The organism is Gilliamella sp. Choc6-1 (assembly GCF_001690385.1).
GTDB classification, from domain to species: Bacteria; Pseudomonadota; Gammaproteobacteria; order Enterobacterales; family Orbaceae; genus Gilliamella; species Gilliamella apicola_A.
The window spans coordinates 1-20,846 of sequence record NZ_LZHI01000026.1 but is presented as its reverse complement, the minus strand read 5'-3'; the positions used below and the strand labels follow the sequence as shown (position 1 = coordinate 20,846).

Annotated in this window: 18 protein-coding genes and 1 tRNA gene; 9 read left to right on the top strand and 10 right to left on the bottom strand. The window is 34.9% G+C overall.

Annotation, left to right across the window (positions count from 1 at the left end; translation table 11 throughout):
- Window positions 1–40 precede the first annotated feature (40 nt).
- Together deoR and ispC are read left to right on the top strand one after the other, a co-directional pair.
- Window positions 41–802 (top strand): DNA-binding transcriptional repressor DeoR, encoded by a 762-nt coding sequence (gene deoR / locus A9G36_RS03045; RefSeq protein WP_065585393.1) that lies wholly within the window; start codon window positions 41–43, stop codon window positions 800–802.
- 1 nt (window position 803) lies between these two features.
- Window positions 804–1,982: a 1-deoxy-D-xylulose-5-phosphate reductoisomerase gene (gene ispC / locus A9G36_RS03040; RefSeq protein ID WP_065585392.1), complete on the top strand. Its 1,179-nt coding sequence runs from the start codon at window positions 804–806 to the stop codon at window positions 1,980–1,982.
- A 137-nt stretch (window positions 1,983–2,119) separates the two neighbouring features.
- Here the strand turns inward: ispC and A9G36_RS03035 are convergent, their stop codons facing one another.
- The gene (locus tag A9G36_RS03035) at window positions 2,120–3,079 is read right to left on the bottom strand and encodes an aminoimidazole riboside kinase (protein ID WP_065585391.1); all 960 of its coding nucleotides are present in this window, start codon (window positions 3,077–3,079) and stop codon (window positions 2,120–2,122) included.
- A 313-nt stretch (window positions 3,080–3,392) separates the two neighbouring features.
- Here A9G36_RS03035 and A9G36_RS03030 point away from each other — a divergent pair, with 313 nt between their 5' ends.
- Window positions 3,393–4,862 carry a glycoside hydrolase family 32 protein gene (locus A9G36_RS03030; protein WP_065585390.1) on the top strand — a complete coding sequence of 490 codons (1,470 nt, stop codon included), beginning with the start codon at window positions 3,393–3,395 and terminating at the stop codon, window positions 4,860–4,862.
- A gap of 44 nt (window positions 4,863–4,906) precedes the next feature.
- Here A9G36_RS03030 and A9G36_RS03025 read toward each other — a convergent pair whose 3' ends face one another.
- Window positions 4,907–5,911 (bottom strand): LacI family DNA-binding transcriptional regulator, encoded by a 1,005-nt coding sequence (locus A9G36_RS03025; protein WP_034909633.1) that lies wholly within the window; start codon window positions 5,909–5,911, stop codon window positions 4,907–4,909.
- A gap of 210 nt (window positions 5,912–6,121) precedes the next feature.
- Between A9G36_RS03025 and A9G36_RS03020 the strand changes: the two genes are divergently transcribed.
- On the top strand, window positions 6,122–7,366 hold the full coding sequence (locus tag A9G36_RS03020) for an oligosaccharide MFS transporter (RefSeq protein ID WP_065568907.1): 1,245 nt from the start codon (window positions 6,122–6,124) through the stop codon (window positions 7,364–7,366).
- 181 nt (window positions 7,367–7,547) lie between these two features.
- Complete coding sequence (gene cysE / locus A9G36_RS03015; protein WP_065568930.1) at window positions 7,548–8,309, top strand: serine O-acetyltransferase; 762 nt, start codon at window positions 7,548–7,550, stop codon at window positions 8,307–8,309.
- 61 nt (window positions 8,310–8,370) lie between these two features.
- On the opposite strand, the gene A9G36_RS03010 is transcribed toward cysE, so the two are convergent.
- The 5 genes from A9G36_RS03010 to recN form a co-directional block, all read right to left on the bottom strand.
- The gene (locus tag A9G36_RS03010) at window positions 8,371–9,204 is read right to left on the bottom strand and encodes a mechanosensitive ion channel domain-containing protein (protein WP_065568929.1); all 834 of its coding nucleotides are present in this window, start codon (window positions 9,202–9,204) and stop codon (window positions 8,371–8,373) included.
- Window positions 9,205–9,266: 62 nt separating this feature from the next.
- Window positions 9,267–9,860: a nucleoid occlusion factor SlmA gene (slmA, locus tag A9G36_RS03005; protein ID WP_065568906.1), complete on the bottom strand. Its 594-nt coding sequence runs from the start codon at window positions 9,858–9,860 to the stop codon at window positions 9,267–9,269.
- Entirely contained in the window at window positions 9,857–10,315 is a 459-nt protein-coding gene (gene dut / locus A9G36_RS03000) for a dUTP diphosphatase (RefSeq protein ID WP_065568905.1), read from the bottom strand. The genes slmA and dut overlap by 4 nt, the downstream gene beginning before the upstream one ends.
- Complete coding sequence (coaBC, locus tag A9G36_RS02995; protein ID WP_065568904.1) at window positions 10,299–11,525, bottom strand: bifunctional phosphopantothenoylcysteine decarboxylase/phosphopantothenate--cysteine ligase CoaBC; 1,227 nt, start codon at window positions 11,523–11,525, stop codon at window positions 10,299–10,301. The genes dut and coaBC overlap by 17 nt, the downstream gene beginning before the upstream one ends.
- Window positions 11,526–11,577: 52 nt before the next feature.
- Entirely contained in the window at window positions 11,578–13,239 is a 1,662-nt protein-coding gene (recN, locus tag A9G36_RS02990) for a DNA repair protein RecN (protein ID WP_065585389.1), read from the bottom strand.
- 122 nt (window positions 13,240–13,361) lie between these two features.
- Between recN and A9G36_RS02985 the strand changes: the two genes are divergently transcribed.
- From A9G36_RS02985 to metF, 4 genes are all read left to right on the top strand, one after another.
- The gene (locus A9G36_RS02985) at window positions 13,362–13,814 is read left to right on the top strand and encodes an integrase core domain-containing protein (RefSeq protein WP_442902650.1); all 453 of its coding nucleotides are present in this window, start codon (window positions 13,362–13,364) and stop codon (window positions 13,812–13,814) included.
- A 752-nt stretch (window positions 13,815–14,566) separates the two neighbouring features.
- Window positions 14,567–15,118 (top strand): DUF1440 domain-containing protein, encoded by a 552-nt coding sequence (locus A9G36_RS02975; RefSeq protein ID WP_065585388.1) that lies wholly within the window; start codon window positions 14,567–14,569, stop codon window positions 15,116–15,118.
- Between the two features lie 173 nt (window positions 15,119–15,291).
- Window positions 15,292–17,565: a 5-methyltetrahydropteroyltriglutamate--homocysteine S-methyltransferase gene (metE, locus tag A9G36_RS02970; RefSeq protein WP_065585387.1), complete on the top strand. Its 2,274-nt coding sequence runs from the start codon at window positions 15,292–15,294 to the stop codon at window positions 17,563–17,565.
- A gap of 127 nt (window positions 17,566–17,692) precedes the next feature.
- The gene (gene metF / locus A9G36_RS02965; RefSeq protein WP_065585386.1) at window positions 17,693–18,568 is read left to right on the top strand and encodes a methylenetetrahydrofolate reductase [NAD(P)H]; all 876 of its coding nucleotides are present in this window, start codon (window positions 17,693–17,695) and stop codon (window positions 18,566–18,568) included.
- Window positions 18,569–18,633: 65 nt separating this feature from the next.
- Here the strand turns inward: metF and A9G36_RS02960 are convergent.
- The 3 genes from A9G36_RS02960 to A9G36_RS02950 form a co-directional block, all read right to left on the bottom strand.
- A tRNA-Met gene (locus tag A9G36_RS02960) sits at window positions 18,634–18,710 on the bottom strand.
- Window positions 18,711–19,615: 905 nt separating this feature from the next.
- Window positions 19,616–19,951: a fatty acid desaturase gene (locus A9G36_RS02955; RefSeq protein ID WP_255305663.1), complete on the bottom strand. Its 336-nt coding sequence runs from the start codon at window positions 19,949–19,951 to the stop codon at window positions 19,616–19,618.
- A gap of 108 nt (window positions 19,952–20,059) precedes the next feature.
- A partial coding sequence (locus A9G36_RS02950) for an IS3 family transposase (RefSeq protein WP_081296663.1) occupies window positions 20,060–20,846 on the bottom strand: 787 nt, incomplete at its 5' end.

The following is a 20,846-nucleotide window of genomic DNA, read 5'->3' as shown; positions in this document are numbered from 1 at the left end:
CTACTTATGTAGCTTGTTATTATTGATTTATGGGATCAGCATGGAAACACAATCACAAAAAAGAGTGAATGATCTTATTCAACTTTTAAAAAAAACAGATAAGATTCATTTAAAAGAAGCCGCTAAGTTGTTGGCTGTTTCAGAAATGACCATTCGCCGAGATTTGGGCAATGTTGGTTGTTCCCTAAGTGTTTTGGGTGGCTATGTTGTTAGTGATGCTCGTCATCAAATTACCCCGTATTTTTTGTCAGACCAACAAGATAAACAGGTTTATGAAAAACAATATATTGCCAATATAGCTAGTAAATGCATTGTAGAAAACGATACCGTTTTTTTTGATTGTGGTACCACTATTCCTTTTATTATTGATGCCATTGATGATGAGATAAATTTTACTGCTATCTGTTATTCATTAAACGCATTTTTAGCATTACAAAATAAATCTAATTGTAAGACAATTTTATGTGGTGGTCATTATCAGGCTAATAATGCGATTTTTAGCGCTATTGGACAGCATAGTGGATTAAATTCGATTTGCCCAAATAAAGCATTTATTTCGGCCGCAGGGATTGATATTGAACAAGGTGCAACTTGTTATCATTTTGATGAACTTGATATGAAATTGCAGGCTATAAAAAAATCAGGTCAAAATATTTTGATTGCCGATCATACTAAATTTAATCAAGTTAAACCGGCTTTTATTGGTGAGTTAACTCTGTTTAATCAAATTATTACAGATAAAGTGCCAACCAAGGAATTTATTAATTTTTTAGCTAATCATAATATAGATTTAATGTATTAATATGAAAAATATCACAATTTTAGGTTCGACAGGTTCAATTGGTTGCAGTACGCTAGCGGTTATTGCTCAAAATCCACATCTATTTAAAGCTTATGCTTTAGTAGGAGGTAATAATGTTGCCAAAATGACTGAGCAATGTCTGGCTTTTAAGCCTAAATACGTTGCCATGGCAACAGCGCAAGCTGAGATGGCATTAAGAGCAAATCTTGCCAATCTAAAATTGGATATTGAAGTGTTAAGTGGTGAACAAGCCATTTGCGAATTAACGCAGTTGCCCGAGGTCGATCAAGTGATGGCCGCAATCGTTGGAGCCGCAGGATTAAAACCAACTCTTGCTGCGATTAAAAAAGGTAAGCGTATTTTGTTGGCCAATAAAGAATCGCTAGTAACCTGTGGACATTTATTTATGCAAGCGGTTAAAGAGTATGGTGCTGAGTTGTTGCCGGTAGATAGCGAACATAACGCTATTTTTCAAAGTTTACCAACGACGGTACAGCATGATTTAGGTTTTGCTAACCTTGCTGAGCATGGTATTACTAAAATCGTGTTAACAGGTTCTGGCGGACCATTTCGTGATTGGGATTTAGCTAAACTGGCACATGTCACCCCCGAGCAAGCGGTTGCTCACCCTAATTGGTCGATGGGTAAAAAAATATCTGTTGATTCAGCAACGATGATGAATAAAGGGCTGGAATATATTGAAGCTCGTTGGCTATTTAATGCTAGTGCCAACGAAATGGAAATTATTATTCATCCGCAATCAATTATCCATTCAATGGTACGTTATCAAGATGGTAGTGTGATAGCTGAACTTGGTGTGCCTGATATGTGCACGCCAATTGCTTATGCCATGTCTTACCCCGATCGTATTCCTTCAAGCGTACCACCTTTAGATTTTACGCAAATTTCGTCGTTAACATTTAAACAACCTGACTTTGACCGTTATCCATGTTTAAAATTGGCAATCGATACCTTTAATCAAGGGCAAGCGGCTACCACGGCGCTCAATGCCGCCAATGAAGTTGCGGTTGAAGCATTTTTGCAACATAAAATTGGTTTTATGGATATTGCTAAAAATGTATCAAAAGTATTAGATCAATTGGCTTTCCCTGAGCCATCGACAATTGATGATGTTTTTATGATAGATCAATGGGCAAGATCACAATGCAGTCGGTGTTAAATGCTATTTTATTTTATAAACAGTAATTTAACTAAATAGTTAAGTTATTGAGTGGTAAAGGGCAGTCAATAACAATTATATTTTGAAACTATTGTGCTCAATCTTGCTGCCCTATTAGTAAGTTTTTACTATTTTTATTATGCCATTTGTTTTGCTGTTAATGTTGGATTATCGCTAATAAATGATTGTAAAAATGTACTATCAGGTAGTGCAGTTAATGCGCCTTTTTTGGTTGTAGCTAAGGCTCCACAAGCACTGGCAATGGTCATCATGCTTTCTAACATCAGTTTATCATCAGGCATGCCTGATGATGCAATACTGCTGAGTAATCCTGCGACAAAAGCATCACCTGCACCGGTTGTATCAACACTATTTACATGGTACGAATCAAACGAAAATGTTTTGCCTTGCCATAATACAATGCTGCCATCTTTACCTTTGGTAATTAATTTTAATGATGCTTCATAGTGTTGTTGTAGTTTATTTAATGCTTCACTCCAATCATTGCTTTGAGTTAACCAAAATAGTTCTTCGTCTGATAGTTTGAGGATATCAGCATCATGACAAAATTGGGTAATGGTGGTGCGCATTTCGTCTTTATTGACCCACATCTGTTCGCGCAAGTTAACATCAAAGCTGATTAGGCCATTTTTAGCGGTAAGCTGTTCAATCGCAATTTTAAGTGTTTGACGGCAGGTGTGGCCAACTAGCGCCAAAGAGCAAAAGTGTAAAATATCTTGGTTAAAATTAGGAATTGCTTGCTGAGATAAAAATTGATCAGCTGAAGGTGAAACCAAAAAAGTAAAACTACGTTCACCGTTTTTTCCTAAATCAACAACCACAGTACTTGTTCGATGATGTTCATCTTTTTCAAGGCTTTGACAATCAACGTTATATTGGCGGAATGTGGTTTCCATAAAATCACCAAAAGGGTCATTACCAACACGACCAATAAACGCTGAAGGCAACCCTAATTTTGCAACACCAATTGCAACATTTGCAGGTGCGCCACCAGCACATGCTTTATAATTCATATCACCAAATGGCAATAAATCAATAACGGCATCTCCAAGGGACCAAATTTTAGTAGTATTCATTTTTTTACTCGGTTATAGTTAGTTACTGCGGTAATCTAGTATAGAGACAGATTACTTGAGTTTTTTGAAATATGTCATCTTTTTACTTTTTAGTAAAGTCATTAATACTTAATCTGTTGTTGAATTTATAATAGTCATTTTTTAAAAGTCCGCCATAGACTAAATCATTTGACAAAAAATTCATTGTTAACGTTAAAAATATGTGACTATCATCACATATTTTATCGCTAATTTCATTAATAGTTAACGTTAACAATCAAATTAAGATACTATTAAATAAAGGTATCTAATATTGGATAAAAAAGGGGTTTTTATGTCTACTGCTATTGATAAAGCCAATCTAGCTGTTAAAAATTTAGAAAAAGCAATGAATAAACAATATTATCCACATTTTCATTTAGCTCCACCAGCTGGTTGGATGAATGATCCTAACGGTTTGATTTATTTTAAAGGTCAATATCATGCCTTTTATCAGCATCATCCTTATGATGAAAATTGGGGACCAATGCATTGGGGACATGCTGTTAGTGATGATTTAATCACATGGCGAAGGTTGCCAATAGCTATTGCTCCCGATCAAGAATTTGATAAGTCAGGCTGTTTTTCTGGATCGGCCGTAGATAATAATGGTGAGTTATGCTTAATTTATACTGGTCATATATGGTTGAGTGGCCAAGGTTATGATGAACAGATTCGACAAAGCCAATGTCTTGCAACTAGTAAAGATGGCATTCATTTTGAAAAGCAAGGCACAGTACTTATACCCCAAGACGGAGTAATGCACTTTCGCGATCCTAAAGTGTGGCAACAAGATGGTAAATGGTGGATGGTTGTTGGTCAAAGAACGCCAAATAATGTTGGTCAAGTTTTACTATTTAGATCTGATGATTTAAATGAATGGCAATTGGATCATGTTGTAGTGAGTGATATCGATCCAGATGTTTATATGCTTGAATGCCCTGATTTTTTTCCACTTGGTGATAAATGGGTTTTGATGTTTTCACCACAAGGGTTGAAAGCAAAAGGTTATCAGTATCGTAATCAATTCCAATCAGGCTATATAGTAGGTAATTGGCAACCTGGGCAGCAATTTTCAATAGTTAAACCCTTTCAAGAAATGGATTTTGGACACGATTTTTATGCACCGCAATCATTTCTTGCCGCTGATGGACGTCGTATTATTTTTGCTTGGATGGATATGTGGCAGTCAGCCATGCCAAGCAAAAAAGATAAATGGGCAGGCGCATTTACACTTCCTCGTGAACTGATTTTAGATCAAGATAATAAAGTCAGAAATCGCCCAATAAAGGAACTTGAAGCATTGCGCGAAAAGCCAAAATCATTTGATGAAATAATACTCAATAGTGAGCTTAAAAATACCAATATTGAGTCAATTTATTGTGAACTTTGTGTTGAATTTGATCTAAAAGAAAGTGATGCTGAGCGTTTTGGTTTGCAACTTGCTGCCACTGAAAATGGTAAACAAGCAACATTACTATATGTTGATTTACAATCTAATCGTATTGTTCTTGATCGTAGTTTATCTGGTCTTGAATTAACTGGTTATCGTAGCGTACCATTACCAGAGAGCCAAAAATTAACTTTACATGTGTATGTTGATGCTTCATCTGTAGAAGTATTTGTTAATGGTGATTTATATAGCCTTTCAAGCCGTATCTATCCAAAATTACCAGCAGAGCGAGTAGTTAATTTATTTGCTGAAAATGGTAGCGCCAGAATAACCAAAGTAGATAGCTGGCAGTTAAAATCTATTTATGCGTAATTGATGATTGAATTGATCGCCATTTGGCGGTCAATTTAAGTAAGCTATAATGAATTCCTTTCTAAATAAGGTGATGCTACCTGTATTATCTGTTTTTGGTTTTTGTTATTAATTATATGTAAAGCTGCTTGTTCTCCAATCTCATAATGAGGCAATTGTACTGTTGTCAGTGGTGGATAAAATAGTTCACCAGTACCTACCATGTTATCGTAACCTAATACAGCCACATCAGAAGGAATATGAAGTCCTTGACCGAGTAAATATTGATAAGCAACAAAAGCTATTCGATCATTACCACAAATTAATACATCAAAATCGGGTTTTTTATTACAATGCTGTTTGAGTATATCAACCGTCATCATATATTCTTGAGCAAGATCATCTGATAAAGTTGAGGTATGGTAACTAGTAATCTCATTTAAATTGTAACCGGCATCTAACCACGCTTGCTCAACAGCTTTACGTCTAGTTTTTCCTGCTAATGTGGTTTCTGATAAATAGATGCATAATGGTTTTTTATAGCCTTTCTTTATTACTTGTTGCATGGCTTGATATTGACCCAAATAGTCATTTGGAATGTAGCAAGCTAGTTGTTTTGAATCACTTATACAGTTGGCTAATACAACATTTTTATCTAATAACTTTTCAGGAAGTTCAACTTTTCTTAATCCCATTGTGGTATAGATAATACCGTTAGGGCGATATGATAGCAGGGTGTTTATTGCATGATCGGGATCTTTATCATCAAATAAATTAACTATAAAGGTATTCCAACCATGATCTTGTGCGGTCTTTTCTATGGCTTGTAGTAATTCTACCGAAAATGGCGTCATTGCTGTTTCTAATGCCAAAACACCAATTGCACTTGGTCCTGACTTATCACCACGAATCTTCCTTGCCGATAAGTCAGGTACGTAATTAAGGTGCTCAATAGCTTGTTTAACGCGCTTGTAAGTTTCTTTATTTAATTTTTCAGGGTTATTTATTGCGCGTGAAACCGTCATTAATGAAACAGAAGCTAGCTTTGCAACATCCTTAAGTGAAGCCATAGTTAAATCCTCTTGTTTTACAAGATAAAAATGATTATCAATCATTACTATGCATGATGATATCACAAATAGAAATGATAAAAAGTGTGAGGTAAGTAACATTTATGATAATTGGTTCTATCTATTTCGTATCAAATATGGCAATAATGTTAATATTAGCATGTTAACGTTAAACTTATTCGATATTTCAACAATATAAGAGTAATAAACATGAATATGATAAAAAATAGAAACTATTGGTTCTCGTCTGGTTACCTTATTACCTTTTATGCTGCGTGGTCGATGTGGTGGTCTTTTTACGCAATTTGGTTAAAAAGTAAAATTGACTTATCCGGTGAGCAGTTAGGTATTGTTTATGCGGCTAATTCTGCCGCGGCCATGTTTTTCATGATTTTCTATGGCATTATTCAAGATAAATTACAAATAGGTAAAGCGGTAGTGACCTTCCAAAGTATTATCATGGTTCTTATTGGTCCTTTTTTAATTTATGTGTATGAGCCTTTATTAAAAAATGATTTTATTTGGGGTGTTTGTTTCGGAGCACCCGTTTTAAGTGCTAGCTTTATTTCAGGTAGTGCTTTGATTGACTCTTTTATTGAACGTATTAGTCGATTATTTGGCTTTGAATTTGGTCCTGCTCGTTTTTGGGGATCATTTGGTTATGCTGCTGCCACGTTTGTTGCCGGTATTTTATTTGGCATTGATCCTCATATTAACTTTTGGATGGCGTCGGGTGTTGCGGTTATCTTTTTTACCATTAATATGATATTTAAGCCAAAACAATATCAAGCATCACCAACTGAAAATAACGATACTGCTTTAGTAGAAAAAACAACGACTATACCAACAATGGGTGAAATTTTATCGTTGTTTGGTTTGAAAAAATTTTGGTTGTTTGTGTTTTTTGTTATTGGTACTTATAGTTTTTATACTATCTATGATCAGCAGTTATTTCCTAATTTTTATACTGGTTTTTTTGAAAAACCAGAAGATGGCTATCAAATTTACGGTTATTTAAATTCATTCCAAGTCTTTTTAGAAGCAACTTGTATGATTATTGCTCCTTATTTTATTCACAAAATGGGGGCTAAAAAATCGCTATTAGTTGCTGCACTAGTTATGATTTGCCGAATTGCATTATCTGCAACGTTAGATAATATTTATCTGATATCATTCGTTAAGTTATTTCATGCAATTGAAATTCCATTATTTATTTTGGCGATGTTTAAATATATTGTAGGTAATTTTGATGCTCGGTTATCTGCTACACTTTATTTAGTTGGTTTTAATATTTCATCAAATCTTGGCGTTATTGTGTTGTCATGGTTTGTGGGTAAATTATTTGATAATACAGGATATGCGACAACATTTTATGTGCTTGCTGGTGTTGTTTTGATTACTTCGATAATAGCTATATTTACTTTAAGTGACGAGAAAAAAGCAAAACAACAATAATTTTAAATTAGCTCTAATAATTATAAAAATGGGGACATATAGTTTCCATTTTTATTTTTATTGATGTTAAATCAATACAATCCTTGCTTATAAGGAAAGTTTGCGAAACAATATTAATAATTTTAGTTAATATGTATAGGGAGTTGTAGTGAACGATAAAAAAATAGCTGTGAAACCAGAAATGTTATGGCAAACCATTCGACAAGAAGCCTCAGAGTTAGTTGAAAGCGAGCCGATGCTAGCTAGTTATTTCCATGCAACTTTACTCAATCATGAAAATTTGGGTAGTGCTTTAAGCTATATTTTAGCTAATAAACTTGTTTCTCAGGTTATGCCCGCTATTGAAATTCGTGAAATTGCTAGGCAGGCTTATCAAGCGGACCAAAATATTATTCAGTCAGCTATATGCGATATCATGGCTGTTTATATTCGCGACCCGGCCACTAATTATTATTCAACACCACTTCTTTATTACAAAGGATTTTTATCCTTGCAAGCTTATCGAATTGCACATTGGCTTTGGAAGCAAAATCGTAAGTCATTGGCGGTTTTTTTACAAAGCCAAATTGCGATTGTATTTGGCGTTGATATTCACCCTGCGGCAAAAATTGGCTGTGGAGTAATGTTTGATCACGCAACAGGTATTGTGATTGGAGAAACGGTGGTAATTGAAAATGATGTTTCTATTTTACAATCGGTTACATTAGGCGGAACGGGTAAAGAAAATGGTGATCGCCATCCAAAAATTCGTGAAGGAGTGATGATTGGAGCTCATTCAACGATTTTAGGTAATATTGAAATAGGCAAAGGTGCTAAAATTGGAGCAGGATCTGTCGTATTAGATCATGTACCGCAGCATACAACTGTTGCAGGTGTGCCAGCAACAGTTGTTGGTTGTCCAGATTGTGAAAAACCGGCGTTAAATATGGATCAAGATATTTAATTGCTAATAAATGATAAATAAACTTCTATTGAAACGGATCAATGAAGTTTTTAATAAACTGTTACTTAGACTTCAGGTTTACATCCATTGTTGGATATGGAATATCGATATTATTTTCAGTTAATCCATTTTTGATATTTTCAAGCAACTTACCTTTTACTACTCCATAATTTTCATTTAATGTCCAAACTAAAACATTAAAATTCATTGAAGAAGCATCTAAAACATCTAATCGAATGGTAGGCTCTTTTGAAGTTAATATATTATTAGTTTTATCAACTGCTTGTTTTAATACTTGATAAACTTTTTGAATATCTGAGTTATAACTAACATTTATTACCAGATCTAAACGCCTTTCAGGCAAACGTGTATAGTTAATAATATTGGCACTAACTACCTGGCTATTAGGGATCACCACTAGTTCATTAGTGGGTGTAACAATAGAAGTTGAAAAAATTTGGATAGAATCAATAATCCCTTGCTGGCTATTGATAACGACCATTTCACCCACTTTAAATGGACGAAAAATAATTAAAATAACACCAGCTGCAAAGTTAGATAGCGAGCCTTGTAATGCTAAACCAATCGCTAAACCAGCAGCACCGATAACAGCAACAATTGAGGCTGTTTGTACCCCTAATTGACCTAAAACAGCAACCAATGTCACTAAAAAGGTTGCATAGTATGATAAAGCACTGACAAATTTAACAACAGTTGGATCAACATGCCGATTTGTTAATATTCTTTTTAATTGGTTACTAATAAATTTAGCGATGGTTCTACCAATAACAAAAATAATAATAGCAAAGCAAAAATGAGCGATATAGCTAAATACTACCCCATCATATTTTTTGATAAATGAAAGAGTATAATTTAAAAAATCTTCAAAATTCATATTATTATCCTCATCAATAGGTAATAAAAATTTTTTATTAAAGAATTTAATTATGAAATTGGTTAAAGCAGTTGCTTGGCTAATAAATTCCAACGTATATCAAAATTAGTTGTTGGTAGATATTTAAAACCTGAACGAGAATAACGTGCCATCATTCCCTCGCAAAAAGCTAATAATTGGCTAGATAAAATACGTTCATCAGTTATGAAGGCAACACCTTCACGAATTTTTCGCTCACGTAAAACTTGTTTAATTTGAGTTTCAATTCGTTCAAATAGCTGGTTAATACGTTCTTGTAACTGATCTTGCTCAAACATTAATGCGTGCCCAGTCATAATTCTGGTTAATCCTGGGTTCTTTTCAGAAAATCCTAATATCAAAGCAAGAATAAGTTGTAACCGAGTAAATGTATTTGGCTCTTCATGCATGATCACATTTATACGGGATAACAAGATATCTTCAATATAGACAATTAAACTTTCAAACATTTTTGTTTTACTCGGAAAATGTCGATATAAAGCTGCTTCAGAAACACCTACTGTTGCAGCTAATTTGGCTGTAGTTATTCTTTGAGTGCCTTCATTAGATTCAAGCATTTTTGCCAATGCTTGTAAGATATCTTCTTTGCGATTTCTATTTTTGCTACTCACGATCATTTTTTACCCGAATGTCCAAAACCACCTTCGCCTCGTACTGATTCAACAAATTCATCAACAATGTTAAATTCGGCTTGTACAACCGGAACAATGATTAGTTGAGCAATTCGATCGCCTGCTTCAATCACAAAAGGAGTTTGGCTTCGATTCCAAACAGGAACAAATAGTTGTCCTTGATAATCTGAATCAATCAAACCCACCAAATTACCAAGTACAATACCATTTTTTGAACCAAGCCCTGAACGCGGTAACACTAAAGCAGCTAAACTAGGATCAGCAATATGCATGGATAAACCAGTCGGCGTTAAGATAGTTTCTCCTGGTTTTATTTCGGTTGTTTTATCAAACATTGCTCTTAAATCAATGCCTGCAGATCCTTCAGTTGCATAAGTAGGTAGAGGAAATTTGTTACCTAAACGTTTGTCTAATACTTTTATATCAATTTTTCTTTTCATCATGACTCGCTTTATATCGTGTTATAACAGTTTGAAGTAACTGTGTTGCTAATTGATTTTTACTGCTTAATGGTAACGTTTGCTCACCATTTTGCCAATACAGTGTTAATGCATTTTGATCGGAATTAAAGCCAATGGTTTTATCGGAAACATCATTAGCACAAATTAAATCTAAATTTTTTGCGGTTAATTTTTTTAGTGCATAAGTTTTAACATCATTAGTTTCAGCGGCAAACCCTACCACAAAAGGGCGATGTGTTTTTAGTGCTGCAATATTAGCTACAATATCGGGATTTTTAACTAATTCAATCACAAGTTCATCGTTATCACCCGTTTTTTTAATTTTTTGTGTCGCAATTGTTTTAGCATGATAATCGGCAACAGCGGCACAAGAAATAAAAATATTTGATTTTTTAGCGTGATTCATTGCTTCATCGTACATCTGTTTAGCACTTTTAACGTCAATTCGGTTGACACTATTCGGCGTATGTAAGTGAACTGGTCCACTAATTAATGTGACATTAGCACCCATTTGAGCAGCGGCATTTGCAATTGCAAATCCCATTTTTCCTGAACTGTAATTACTAATATAACGAACTGGATCGATTTCTTCGATTGTTGGGCCTGCTGTAATGGTAATTGATATATCTGAAAGTGCTGAGGTTGATTTAAAATAGTCGGTTATTTCCTCAACAATAGTGAGCGGCTCAAGCATACGTCCTGGTCCAACATCACCGCAAGCTTGAAAACCACTGTCTGGACCTAAAATTAAGGTATTTCTTGACGCTAATACAGATAAATTATGTTGAGTTGCGGCAGCTTTATACATTTGTTGATTCATCGCCGGAGCAATAGCAATTGGCGAAGATGTTGCTAAACAAATTGTTGATAACAAATCATCGGCAATACCATTTGCCATTTTAGCAATAATATTGGCGGTTGCAGGCGCAATTAATACTAAATCTGCCCATTTGGCAAGTTCAATATGACTCATAGAAAGCTCGGCCGATGGATCAAAGAGATCGCTAGAAACCTGATTGCCAGAAACAGCTTGAAGCGTCATTTTAGTGACAAAATGGCTAGCAGAATCTGTCAAAACTACATGCACTTGCGCGCCAGATTTTTTTAAATGGCGAACAAGGTCAGGACATTTATAAGCGGCAATCCCACCAGTAATCCCTAACAAAATACGTTTACCCGATAGACTCATGATCATGCTTCCTTCACACCAAAAATGAAAGCGTTATATTACCACAATTAAGTTAGATAATAAGTAGCTCTTTCGCATTGGCTAATGTTGCATCTGTAATTTTATCGCCGCCTAATAATCTCGCTAACTCGTTTAACCGCCCATTTTCGTTTAATTTTTGCATATCTGTAGTGGTTTTTTTACCATTAGTTTGTTTACTAACAAAATAGTGTTGATTAGCTTGTCCTGCAACTTGTGGTAAATGAGTAACGGTAATTACTTGAGTTGATTGTCCAAGCTGCCTTAATAGTTGCCCCACTTTTGCGGCGGTTGAACCGCTGATCCCAACATCGATTTCATCAAAGATTAAAGCTGGCGTATCCATTTTTTGCGCAGTTAAAACTTGAATTGCCAAAGCAATACGCGATAATTCCCCACCCGAAGCAACTTTAGCCAGTGGTTGGGGGCTTTGCCCTGCATTAGTACTAACTAAAAAAGTGACTTGATCAGCGCCATCTTCATTTAATCGATTTTCGTCAAAAGCAATATCGATACTAAATTGTCCATTAGGCATAGATAATTCATGCATAATAGTGGTGACTTTTTTAGCTAATGTTTTGCTTATCGTTAATCTTTTTTGATGCAATTTTGTAGCAATTTCAACGGCAATTTGATGGTATTTAGTAATATCATTTTTAAGTTGTTCACTTTGTTCATCTTGCTGATTAATTTGTTTAAATTCAGCTAACAAAGTTTGATGTAAATCTGGTAATTCTTCGGGAGAAACATGATGTTTACGCGCCAAAGCAATCTGTTTAGATAGCCGCTGTTCTAATTGCATGACTCGAGCAGGATCGAGCTCTAAACGCTCGCTATAGTGGCGCAGTTCATCACTTGCCTCTTTAATTTGGATTGAGGCTTCTTCTAACATGTTATAAACGCTATTTAAGCAAGGGTCGAGTTCAGCTATTTCTTGAACGCTGTTTTTTACACTACTTAGTAAGCTATTAACATTATAATCATCAGCTTCATCTAATAGCATGACTGATTGTTGGCTTAGATTAATTAACTGTTCGCTATTAGATAGCCGTTTGTACTCTTCATCAATTTGTTGAAATTCCCCCTCAATGGGCGAAAATTCATTAAGTTCTTTTAATTGATATTGCAAAAGTTGCATATGCGCATCACGCTCTTGCCTTGTTATTTCGTATTGCTGGTAAAACCGTGTTGCTTCTTTCCATTGCTTATAGGCTTGATGCATTTGGGCAAGTAGTGTTGATTCATTCATATAATGATTTAACAACAACTGCTGATAATCACTGCGTAACAGGCGTTGATGCGCATGTTGCCCATGAATTTGAATCAACATTTGCCCCAAATCTTTTAATTGCGAAATAGGAACAGCTCGACCATTAATAAACGCTTTAGAACGCCCATCTTGATTAATTACTCGTCGCAAAATGCACTCATTACCTTCATCAAGTTGGTTTTCGCTTAGCCAATCAAAAGCTGCAGGCGTATCATCAAGTAAAAAACTTGCAGAAATATCAACACGATCAGCTCCATGTCGAATAGATGAAGCATCAGAACGATTACCTAAACATAATCCCAATGCATCAATAGCAATCGACTTCCCCGCTCCCGTTTCGCCGGTAATAGCAGTCATACCCGAAGTAAAATCGACAAGAAGCTGATCCACAATAGCAAAATTATTAATAGTGAGTTGAGTTATCATAATAAATTAATACATAAGGCTAGTTATAATATTGGCAGTATAGCAGTAAAAACACTGTAAATAAATACAGGGTTGTATTTTTGTTTTTTGGGAAGGGGGCGAAGATGTAACTATCCCCTAAAATAGTACAGCAAAAAAGTAGAAAATTCTCTATGATAAAAGTAAAAGAGGATTTAATAAGGATTACCCGTTATCTGGATAAACTGGCCGAATATCATGGCTATCCACTCAAAATACGAGTGGATAATGGACCGGAGTTTACCGGAAAAACATTCATCGACTGGGCTAAATCACATGATATAACCATTGATTATATCCAGCCCAGTAGTCCCTATCAAAACTGGTATATTGAACGATTTAATCGTACCTATCGAACTGAAGTACTCGATTTATATCTTTTTAACAACTTAGCACAAACAAGGAGAATAACCGAAGAATGGTTAACGATTTATAATACCGAAAGACCGCATGAGGCATTAAATAACATGACACCGATTGAGTATAAAACTAAAACAAGCAGCATGATTTTCTACGTGAGCTGTGTACTAAGTTTGGGATATTTACACTTTAACTGACAAAAACACAAAATTTAGGATAGGGTCGATTTTTTTGTATATTAAACAGAATTATTGCACTGTCTGGTTTTTTGTTTGTTTTTAGATCTTATTTATATTATATCTGTAGACATAGCCATAAAGCATTCTGTAACTATTATTAAGTGAGACTTATTTAATTCTTGTTTATTTTTATTTGTTGCTCAACTCTTCCTACATTTGCTGTTTTTATTGGATTTTTATATTATTTTCCATTCTTTCCATGCTTTTTGCATCATTAATTTCTTTCATCGTGTTGTTAATTGGTACAAAAGTAATAAAAGAAAACAACAGTGCTACAACAATATAATCGGCTCTACGTTTATGCTTTTTTAATAGGATGTAAAAAAAATTCACAATACAATTAAAAATAAACAAAACAACAATAATGAAATTGATAATTTCCTGTGGAGATATTGTGCCTATTCCATTATTACCCAAACCCGGGAAGATAAAACACACTTCTAAAAAATAAAGCACGTAAAGAAAATAAACCATACTTAAAGCCGATAACAAAATCTAAAATTTTATATTATTATTAATAAAAATACTAATTAATTGTGGACTATAAAAATACCGTTTATAAAAATTTAACGGATTATTTTTAATAAATGGCCACTTTCTATTATTTCAATTACGTTTACCGTTAGCTAATTCTTTCTATTCTTCTTTTATCCAAAATTACACTGGAGTATAATTCACACACCTATTATTGTAATTGTGGAAAACCCAGTATGTTTGGAAATAAAACAAATCGTCAAATCATTATTTGGACAACAATCATTGGTGGTTTTATTAGTGCTTTAGTTAAGTGGGGATCAGAGGTTAATATGCCTCCTCGTGTCCCGGGTGAAATTTCGCCTCCAGCGGCACATATTGATGCATGGCTTGGTTGGTTAGGGATTGATTCTCATTCACTTGATTATATTTATCAAACAGCAACTGTTTCTGGTGCGGTAACGCTTTATCACTGGTTATTCAGTTTTGCTTTCGCCTTTGTTTATGTGGCTGGTGCATATTATTGCAACAAAATCCGACTATGGTATGGCGCAGTTTATGGCACTATTATTACTATTTCTATGCATGGTTTTTTAATTCCATTACTTGGCTTTCGTCATCCTGCTTATGATGCCGAAGGTACTGTTGGTTGGTTATGGAATTTAAATGGCTATGAGCTTTGGAGTGAAATTTTGGGTCATATTTATTGGGGCGCTTCAATTGAAATTTGTATGATTGCCGTTCTTGCTCATTTTTCAAGACCTATTCGTGGCGAGTGGCGTCAATAATTTAAGTTAAATCACTTAATACTAAACCCTACTATTTAACTATAGTAGGATTTTTCATTTTATTGGTTATAGCTAAAAACTATATTAACCAATAAAAAACTAGAATTATTCAATATCTATTTTTTTTGTTATCTTCTTTATCACTAAAGAAAATCGATAAAAAGGAAATAAAAATGAATACTGCTGTTATTGGATATCCTCGAGTTGGTAAGCTTCGTGAACTTAAATTTGCAACAGAAGCCTATTTTAAAGGTAATAAAACACAAGCTGAATTATTAAACGAAGCTAAAGCGCTACGAGCTGAGCATTTAAAACAACAAGCGGCTCAAAAAATTGCTTTTATTTCATCTAATGATTTTTCATTCTATGATGCGGTGTTAGATACAGCGTGTTTACTTAATGTTATTCCAAAACGTTATCAAGATTTAGGTTTACCTGAACTTGACCGTTATTTTGCGATGGCACGTGGTTATCAGGGTGAAAAAGGCGATGTGAGAGCACTCGCTATGAAAAAATGGTTTAACACCAATTACCACTATTTAGTACCTGAAATTGAAGATTCAGTACAAATTAAGTTAACAGGCACTAAACCTTTTGACGAATATCAAGAAGCTAAAGCGTTAGGTGTGCAAACCAAGCCGGTTGTGATTGGTGCATTAACCTTTTTTAAATTAGCACAGTATTTAGGTAAAAAACAGCTTGTTGATTTTAAAGCTGATATTATTAAAGCTTATCAAGACATCATCCAAAAATTCACAACGCTTGGTGCTGAGTGGATCCAAATTGACGACCCCATTTTAGTCACTGACCTAAATAAAGACGATATCGCTTTATTCACCGAACTTTATCAAGCGATTTTATCGGTTAAAGGTAACACCAAAATTGTTCTACAGACCTATTTTGGTGATGTGCGTGATTGTTATAAAGAACTTGTCGCTTTACCTTTTGATGGTATTGGTCTTGATTTTGTTGAAGGTAAACAGTCATTAGCTTTACTTGAAAACAATGGCTTCCCTGCCGATAAAGTCTTATTTGCTGGTGTGGTAAATGGAAAAAATATCTGGAAAAACAATTACCAAAAAACCTTAGCATTACTTGGCAAAATTAAACAAAAGGCCGCAAATATTGTAATCAATACTTCTTGTTCATTACTGCATGTTCCTTATACATTGCAAAATGAGACCAAATTAACCATTCAACAACGTGCTTATTTTGCTTTTGCACAAGAAAAGCTACAAGAACTTGCTGAACTTGGTCAATTATTTAAAGATGTAAATCCTGAAAATAATGCCGCTTATAAAGCTAACCAAACATTATTTACTCGTGAGCGTGAGGGCGCAAATCAAGCAGTACGCCAAAAAGTGGCCGCATTAAAAGAGTCGGACTTTACTCGTTTACCTGAATTTTCAGTGCGTGAAGCTGCGCAGAAAAAGGCCTTTAATTTGCCACTATTACCAACTACCACTATTGGATCATTCCCACAAACGCCTGACGTACGTTTAAATCGTGCTAAATTCAAAAAAGGGGAAATTTGCCTGAACGAATATACTGAGTTTAATCAACAAAAAATTGCCGAATGTATTAAATTACAAGAAGAAATTGGCATTGATGTGTTAGTTCATGGTGAATTTGAACGTAATGACATGGTGGAATATTTTGGTGAAAGCTTAAATGGCTTTGTGTTTACTGAAAAAGCATGGGTGCAATCTTATGGTACTCGTTGCGTTAAGCCACCAATTGTTTGGGGTGATATTTCACGCTCAAAACCGATTACTGTTGCATATTCAAAATATGCACAAAGCCTGACAGACAAACCAGTTAAAGGTATGTTAACAGGACCTGTGACTATTCTAAATTGGTCATTCCCACGAGAAGATATTTCTCAAAAAGAATCAGTATTCCAAATAGCATTAGCAATTGGTGATGAAGTATTAGATCTTGAAGCAGCGGGTATTAAGATCATTCAAATTGACGAAGCGGCATTAAAAGAAAAATTACCACTACGTAAAGCCGATTGGAACAGTGAATACCTTGATTGGGCGATCCCTGCGTTTAGATTGGTACATAGCAAAGTGCAAGCAGATACGCAAATCCACACTCATATGTGTTATAGCGAATTTGCCGACATTATTAAAGATATTGATGCAATGGACGCTGATGTTATTTCGTTCGAGGCTTCTCGCTCTAATTTGCAGTTGATTGACGTACTTAATGCAAACAACTTCAAAACTGAAGTGGGACCAGGGGTTTATGACATCCATTCACCACGTGTACCACCAGTAGCCGAAATCAAAGCAACAATTGAAAAGTTACTAGCGAAGATTGATAACCAAAAATTGTGGATCAACCCAGATTGTGGTTTAAAAACTCGTGGTGAAAAAGAAGTGGTTGAAAGCTTACAACATTTAGTACAAGCCACTTTAGAAGTAAGAAAAACACTGAACTAAGCAATGTTTTTACAAAGTCGTTTTTATTAATAAATCAGGCTTTGTTTAGCCTTACGTTTCCGCCGCCTATTTGGGCGGCGGAAGTGTCAATAAGGACAATAAGTGACATAACCAATGGATGAAACAAATGAAAACAAATCTACTATTTAATAAAAAAACCGTATTCTCCTTTGAGGTTTTTCCTCCTAAAAAAACCTCACCTTTAGAAACAATTTATAGTACATTGCGTGAACTTGGTTATTTTAAACCTGATTTTATCAGTGTCACTTATGGTGCAGGTGGTAGCTTAAATGGTCAAACCACCATTGATATTGCCCACTCAGTCAAGCACACTTATGGCATTGAAAGCGTTGCTCACTTGCCGGGGATCAATTTTGATAAAGCTGAAATGCAAAAAATCCTACACGATCTTAAATGTGCAGGAATTGATAATGTGCTTGCTTTGCGTGGTGACATCAGCCCGAATGTGCAACCTAAAGATGATTTTCGATACGCCAGCGAACTGGTGACATTCATTAAAGAAAACGGTGATTTTAACGTGATTGGTGCATGCTATCCCGAAGGACACCTTGAAGCAGCAACACTAAAACAAGATCTGATCCACCTAAAAGAAAAGGTCAATGCAGGTACCGATCAACTTATTTCACAGCTATTTTTTGATAATGATTATTTTTATACATTTTTAGATAAATCTCGCGATATTGGCATTAATGTTCCAATAGAAGCAGGCATCATGCCAGTGACCAATAAAAACCAAATTGAGCGTATGGTATCAATGTGTGGGGTGAATTTACCTAAAAAATTCAAACAAATGATGGAAAAATACGAACACCATCCAGAAGCATTTCGTGATGCCGGTATTGCTTATGCAATTGATCAGATTGTTGATTTAGTTTCGCAAGATGTCGATGGCATTCACTTATACACCATGAACAATAGCTACATAGCAAGGCGCATTAGCGAAGCAGTATCAACATTGCTAGCAGTGCCAAAATTGGAATAGTGATGGTATAAAGATAAAGTATATTTTTTTGGAGTACTGTGGAGTTGTTGCGGACTAGCTAAAATTGGTTGCGGGGGCTGGATTTGAACCAACGACCTTCGGGTTATGAGCCCGACGAGCTACCAAGCTGCTCCACCCCGCGTCAAAGAAGTGGATATATTATAGCAATAAAATAATAAAGCAATACTTTTTTTACTAAGAGTTATATTTTTAAACATTCTTGAGTAAATATGGATTATTTTTTTACATAAAAAACCTAGCCATACTAAAATAACAATTTCCATATAAATTTTTGATTTTAAGTAAAAGTATTAAAACAAAAATTTAAGGAAAGGCGATTTCAATGATAATGATTATCTTAAATTGCTCGATGATTTAACAGTGTAGTTTGCTGATGAGAATTTTCCTATTCATTCTTATCCTGAATTTTATTTAACTGCAATGCGTAACAATGAAAATGCGATAATTGGATAATGCCACTTTATTATCCAATTATCAATGACAAAAATTTACTTTAAAATTTATTAAACAACTTTGCGAACAAATTGGTTCAAGTATATCTTTTCACAAAGACCTCATTAAGCAATATTGAACACAATTTGAAGAGCAATTTCCAAACAATAATGTAATTGATTAATGGGTTAGCTCCGCCTTGCAGCAATTAAGAGATAAAGGTTATTTGTTATTTTTAAAAAAAGAAAATACCAACTGTTAAGTAATGATACTGACTATAAAACTCAAGATCATTTTAATAACCAAGATATTACTGAATCCTTAATCATAAAACGATCTTATACCCATATTCAGCCAGTTTATCCAGATAATGGGGGAATCTTACCTGCTAGTGAACTGATGGCTGTATCAGAATGTCTAACACATCACTATTAAAGTCATCAATCACATTTATGGTGTGATTAGATAGTTACAAATTAAAGATGAAATCATCTCATGGAATTTAGTTATCTGAATTCTTTTCAGCTTTAATACTGTCAATGCCTCAAAAAGCATTTATTTCTTCCTTCCCATTTGTTTTAAAAAAACTTGCTGCTATATAAACAGTTCAGGCAGAGTAATTTCATGATAATCAATCTGAAATTGCTTGGATATTTGTTGGATAATCGCCGTTAAGCGCAAGTAATGTCGATGGCTGAAACCGGGATATATATGGTGAGTTAGGTGTAAATTGAGCCCGCCTAACCAGTATTCTATAATAGGATATTTTAATCGCCAATTAAGCGCCGTATTAAGTACATGTTGTGTTGAACCATGTGGCATAAGCCCATCAGTGGGCGCTAGGTAAAAATTGGCTTTTTCCCTGTGGGTACCAAGAATCAGTATTATAAAGATCATTGAAGAGCACAGTTGACTTAGCCCATAGGTGATGAGAATAAATCCTACACTGAATTGAGGACAAATAACTAAAGAAAATGGCGGATAATCGAGCAGATAAGTGTAAATGCCCCCAACTTAGTACACAACTCACGTAGAAAATTAAGCTGCTTGTTTTAGTGTTTTATACTCAATCGGTGTCATGTTATTTAATGCCTCATGCGGTCTTTCGGTATTATAAATGGTGAGCCATTCTTCGGTTATTCTCCTTGCTTGCGCTAGGTTGTTAAAAAGATATAAATAGAGTACTTTAGTGCGATAGGTACGATTAAATTGTTCAATATAGCCATTTTGATAAGGGCTACCAGGCTGGATATAATCAATGGTTATATCATGTAATTTAGCCCAGTTTATAAAGGTTTTTCCTGTAAATTCTGGTCCATTATCAACTCGTATTTTTAATGGATACCCATGATATTCAGCCAGTTTATCTAAGTAACGGGTAATCCTTCCTGCTGGTAAGCTTACTGCAATATCAATCCCTAACGCCTCACGATTAAAGTCATCGATGACATTGAATGTCCTAAAGCGACGTTGATTACGGCTACTGTCACTCATAAAATCCATTGACCAACATTCACCTTGTTTATTGGGGGCTAATAACCTTTCCGGGCATCGTAGAGGAATACGTTTTTTACGCTTTACCCTGAGGTTAAGCTTTAATTCACAATACACCCGATATACCCGTTTATGATTCCATTTATAGCCGAGCTTTCTGATACGATTAAAACATTTAGGAAAACCCCAGCGTAAATGCCTTTCCGTGATAGCATTCAACACCGAAATAATCACTGAATCATCCGGTAACTTAGGTTTATAATAGTAAGCACAACGGCTTAAGCCAACAATGGCACAACTCATAGTAATAGTAACTGAATGATTTTGTTGT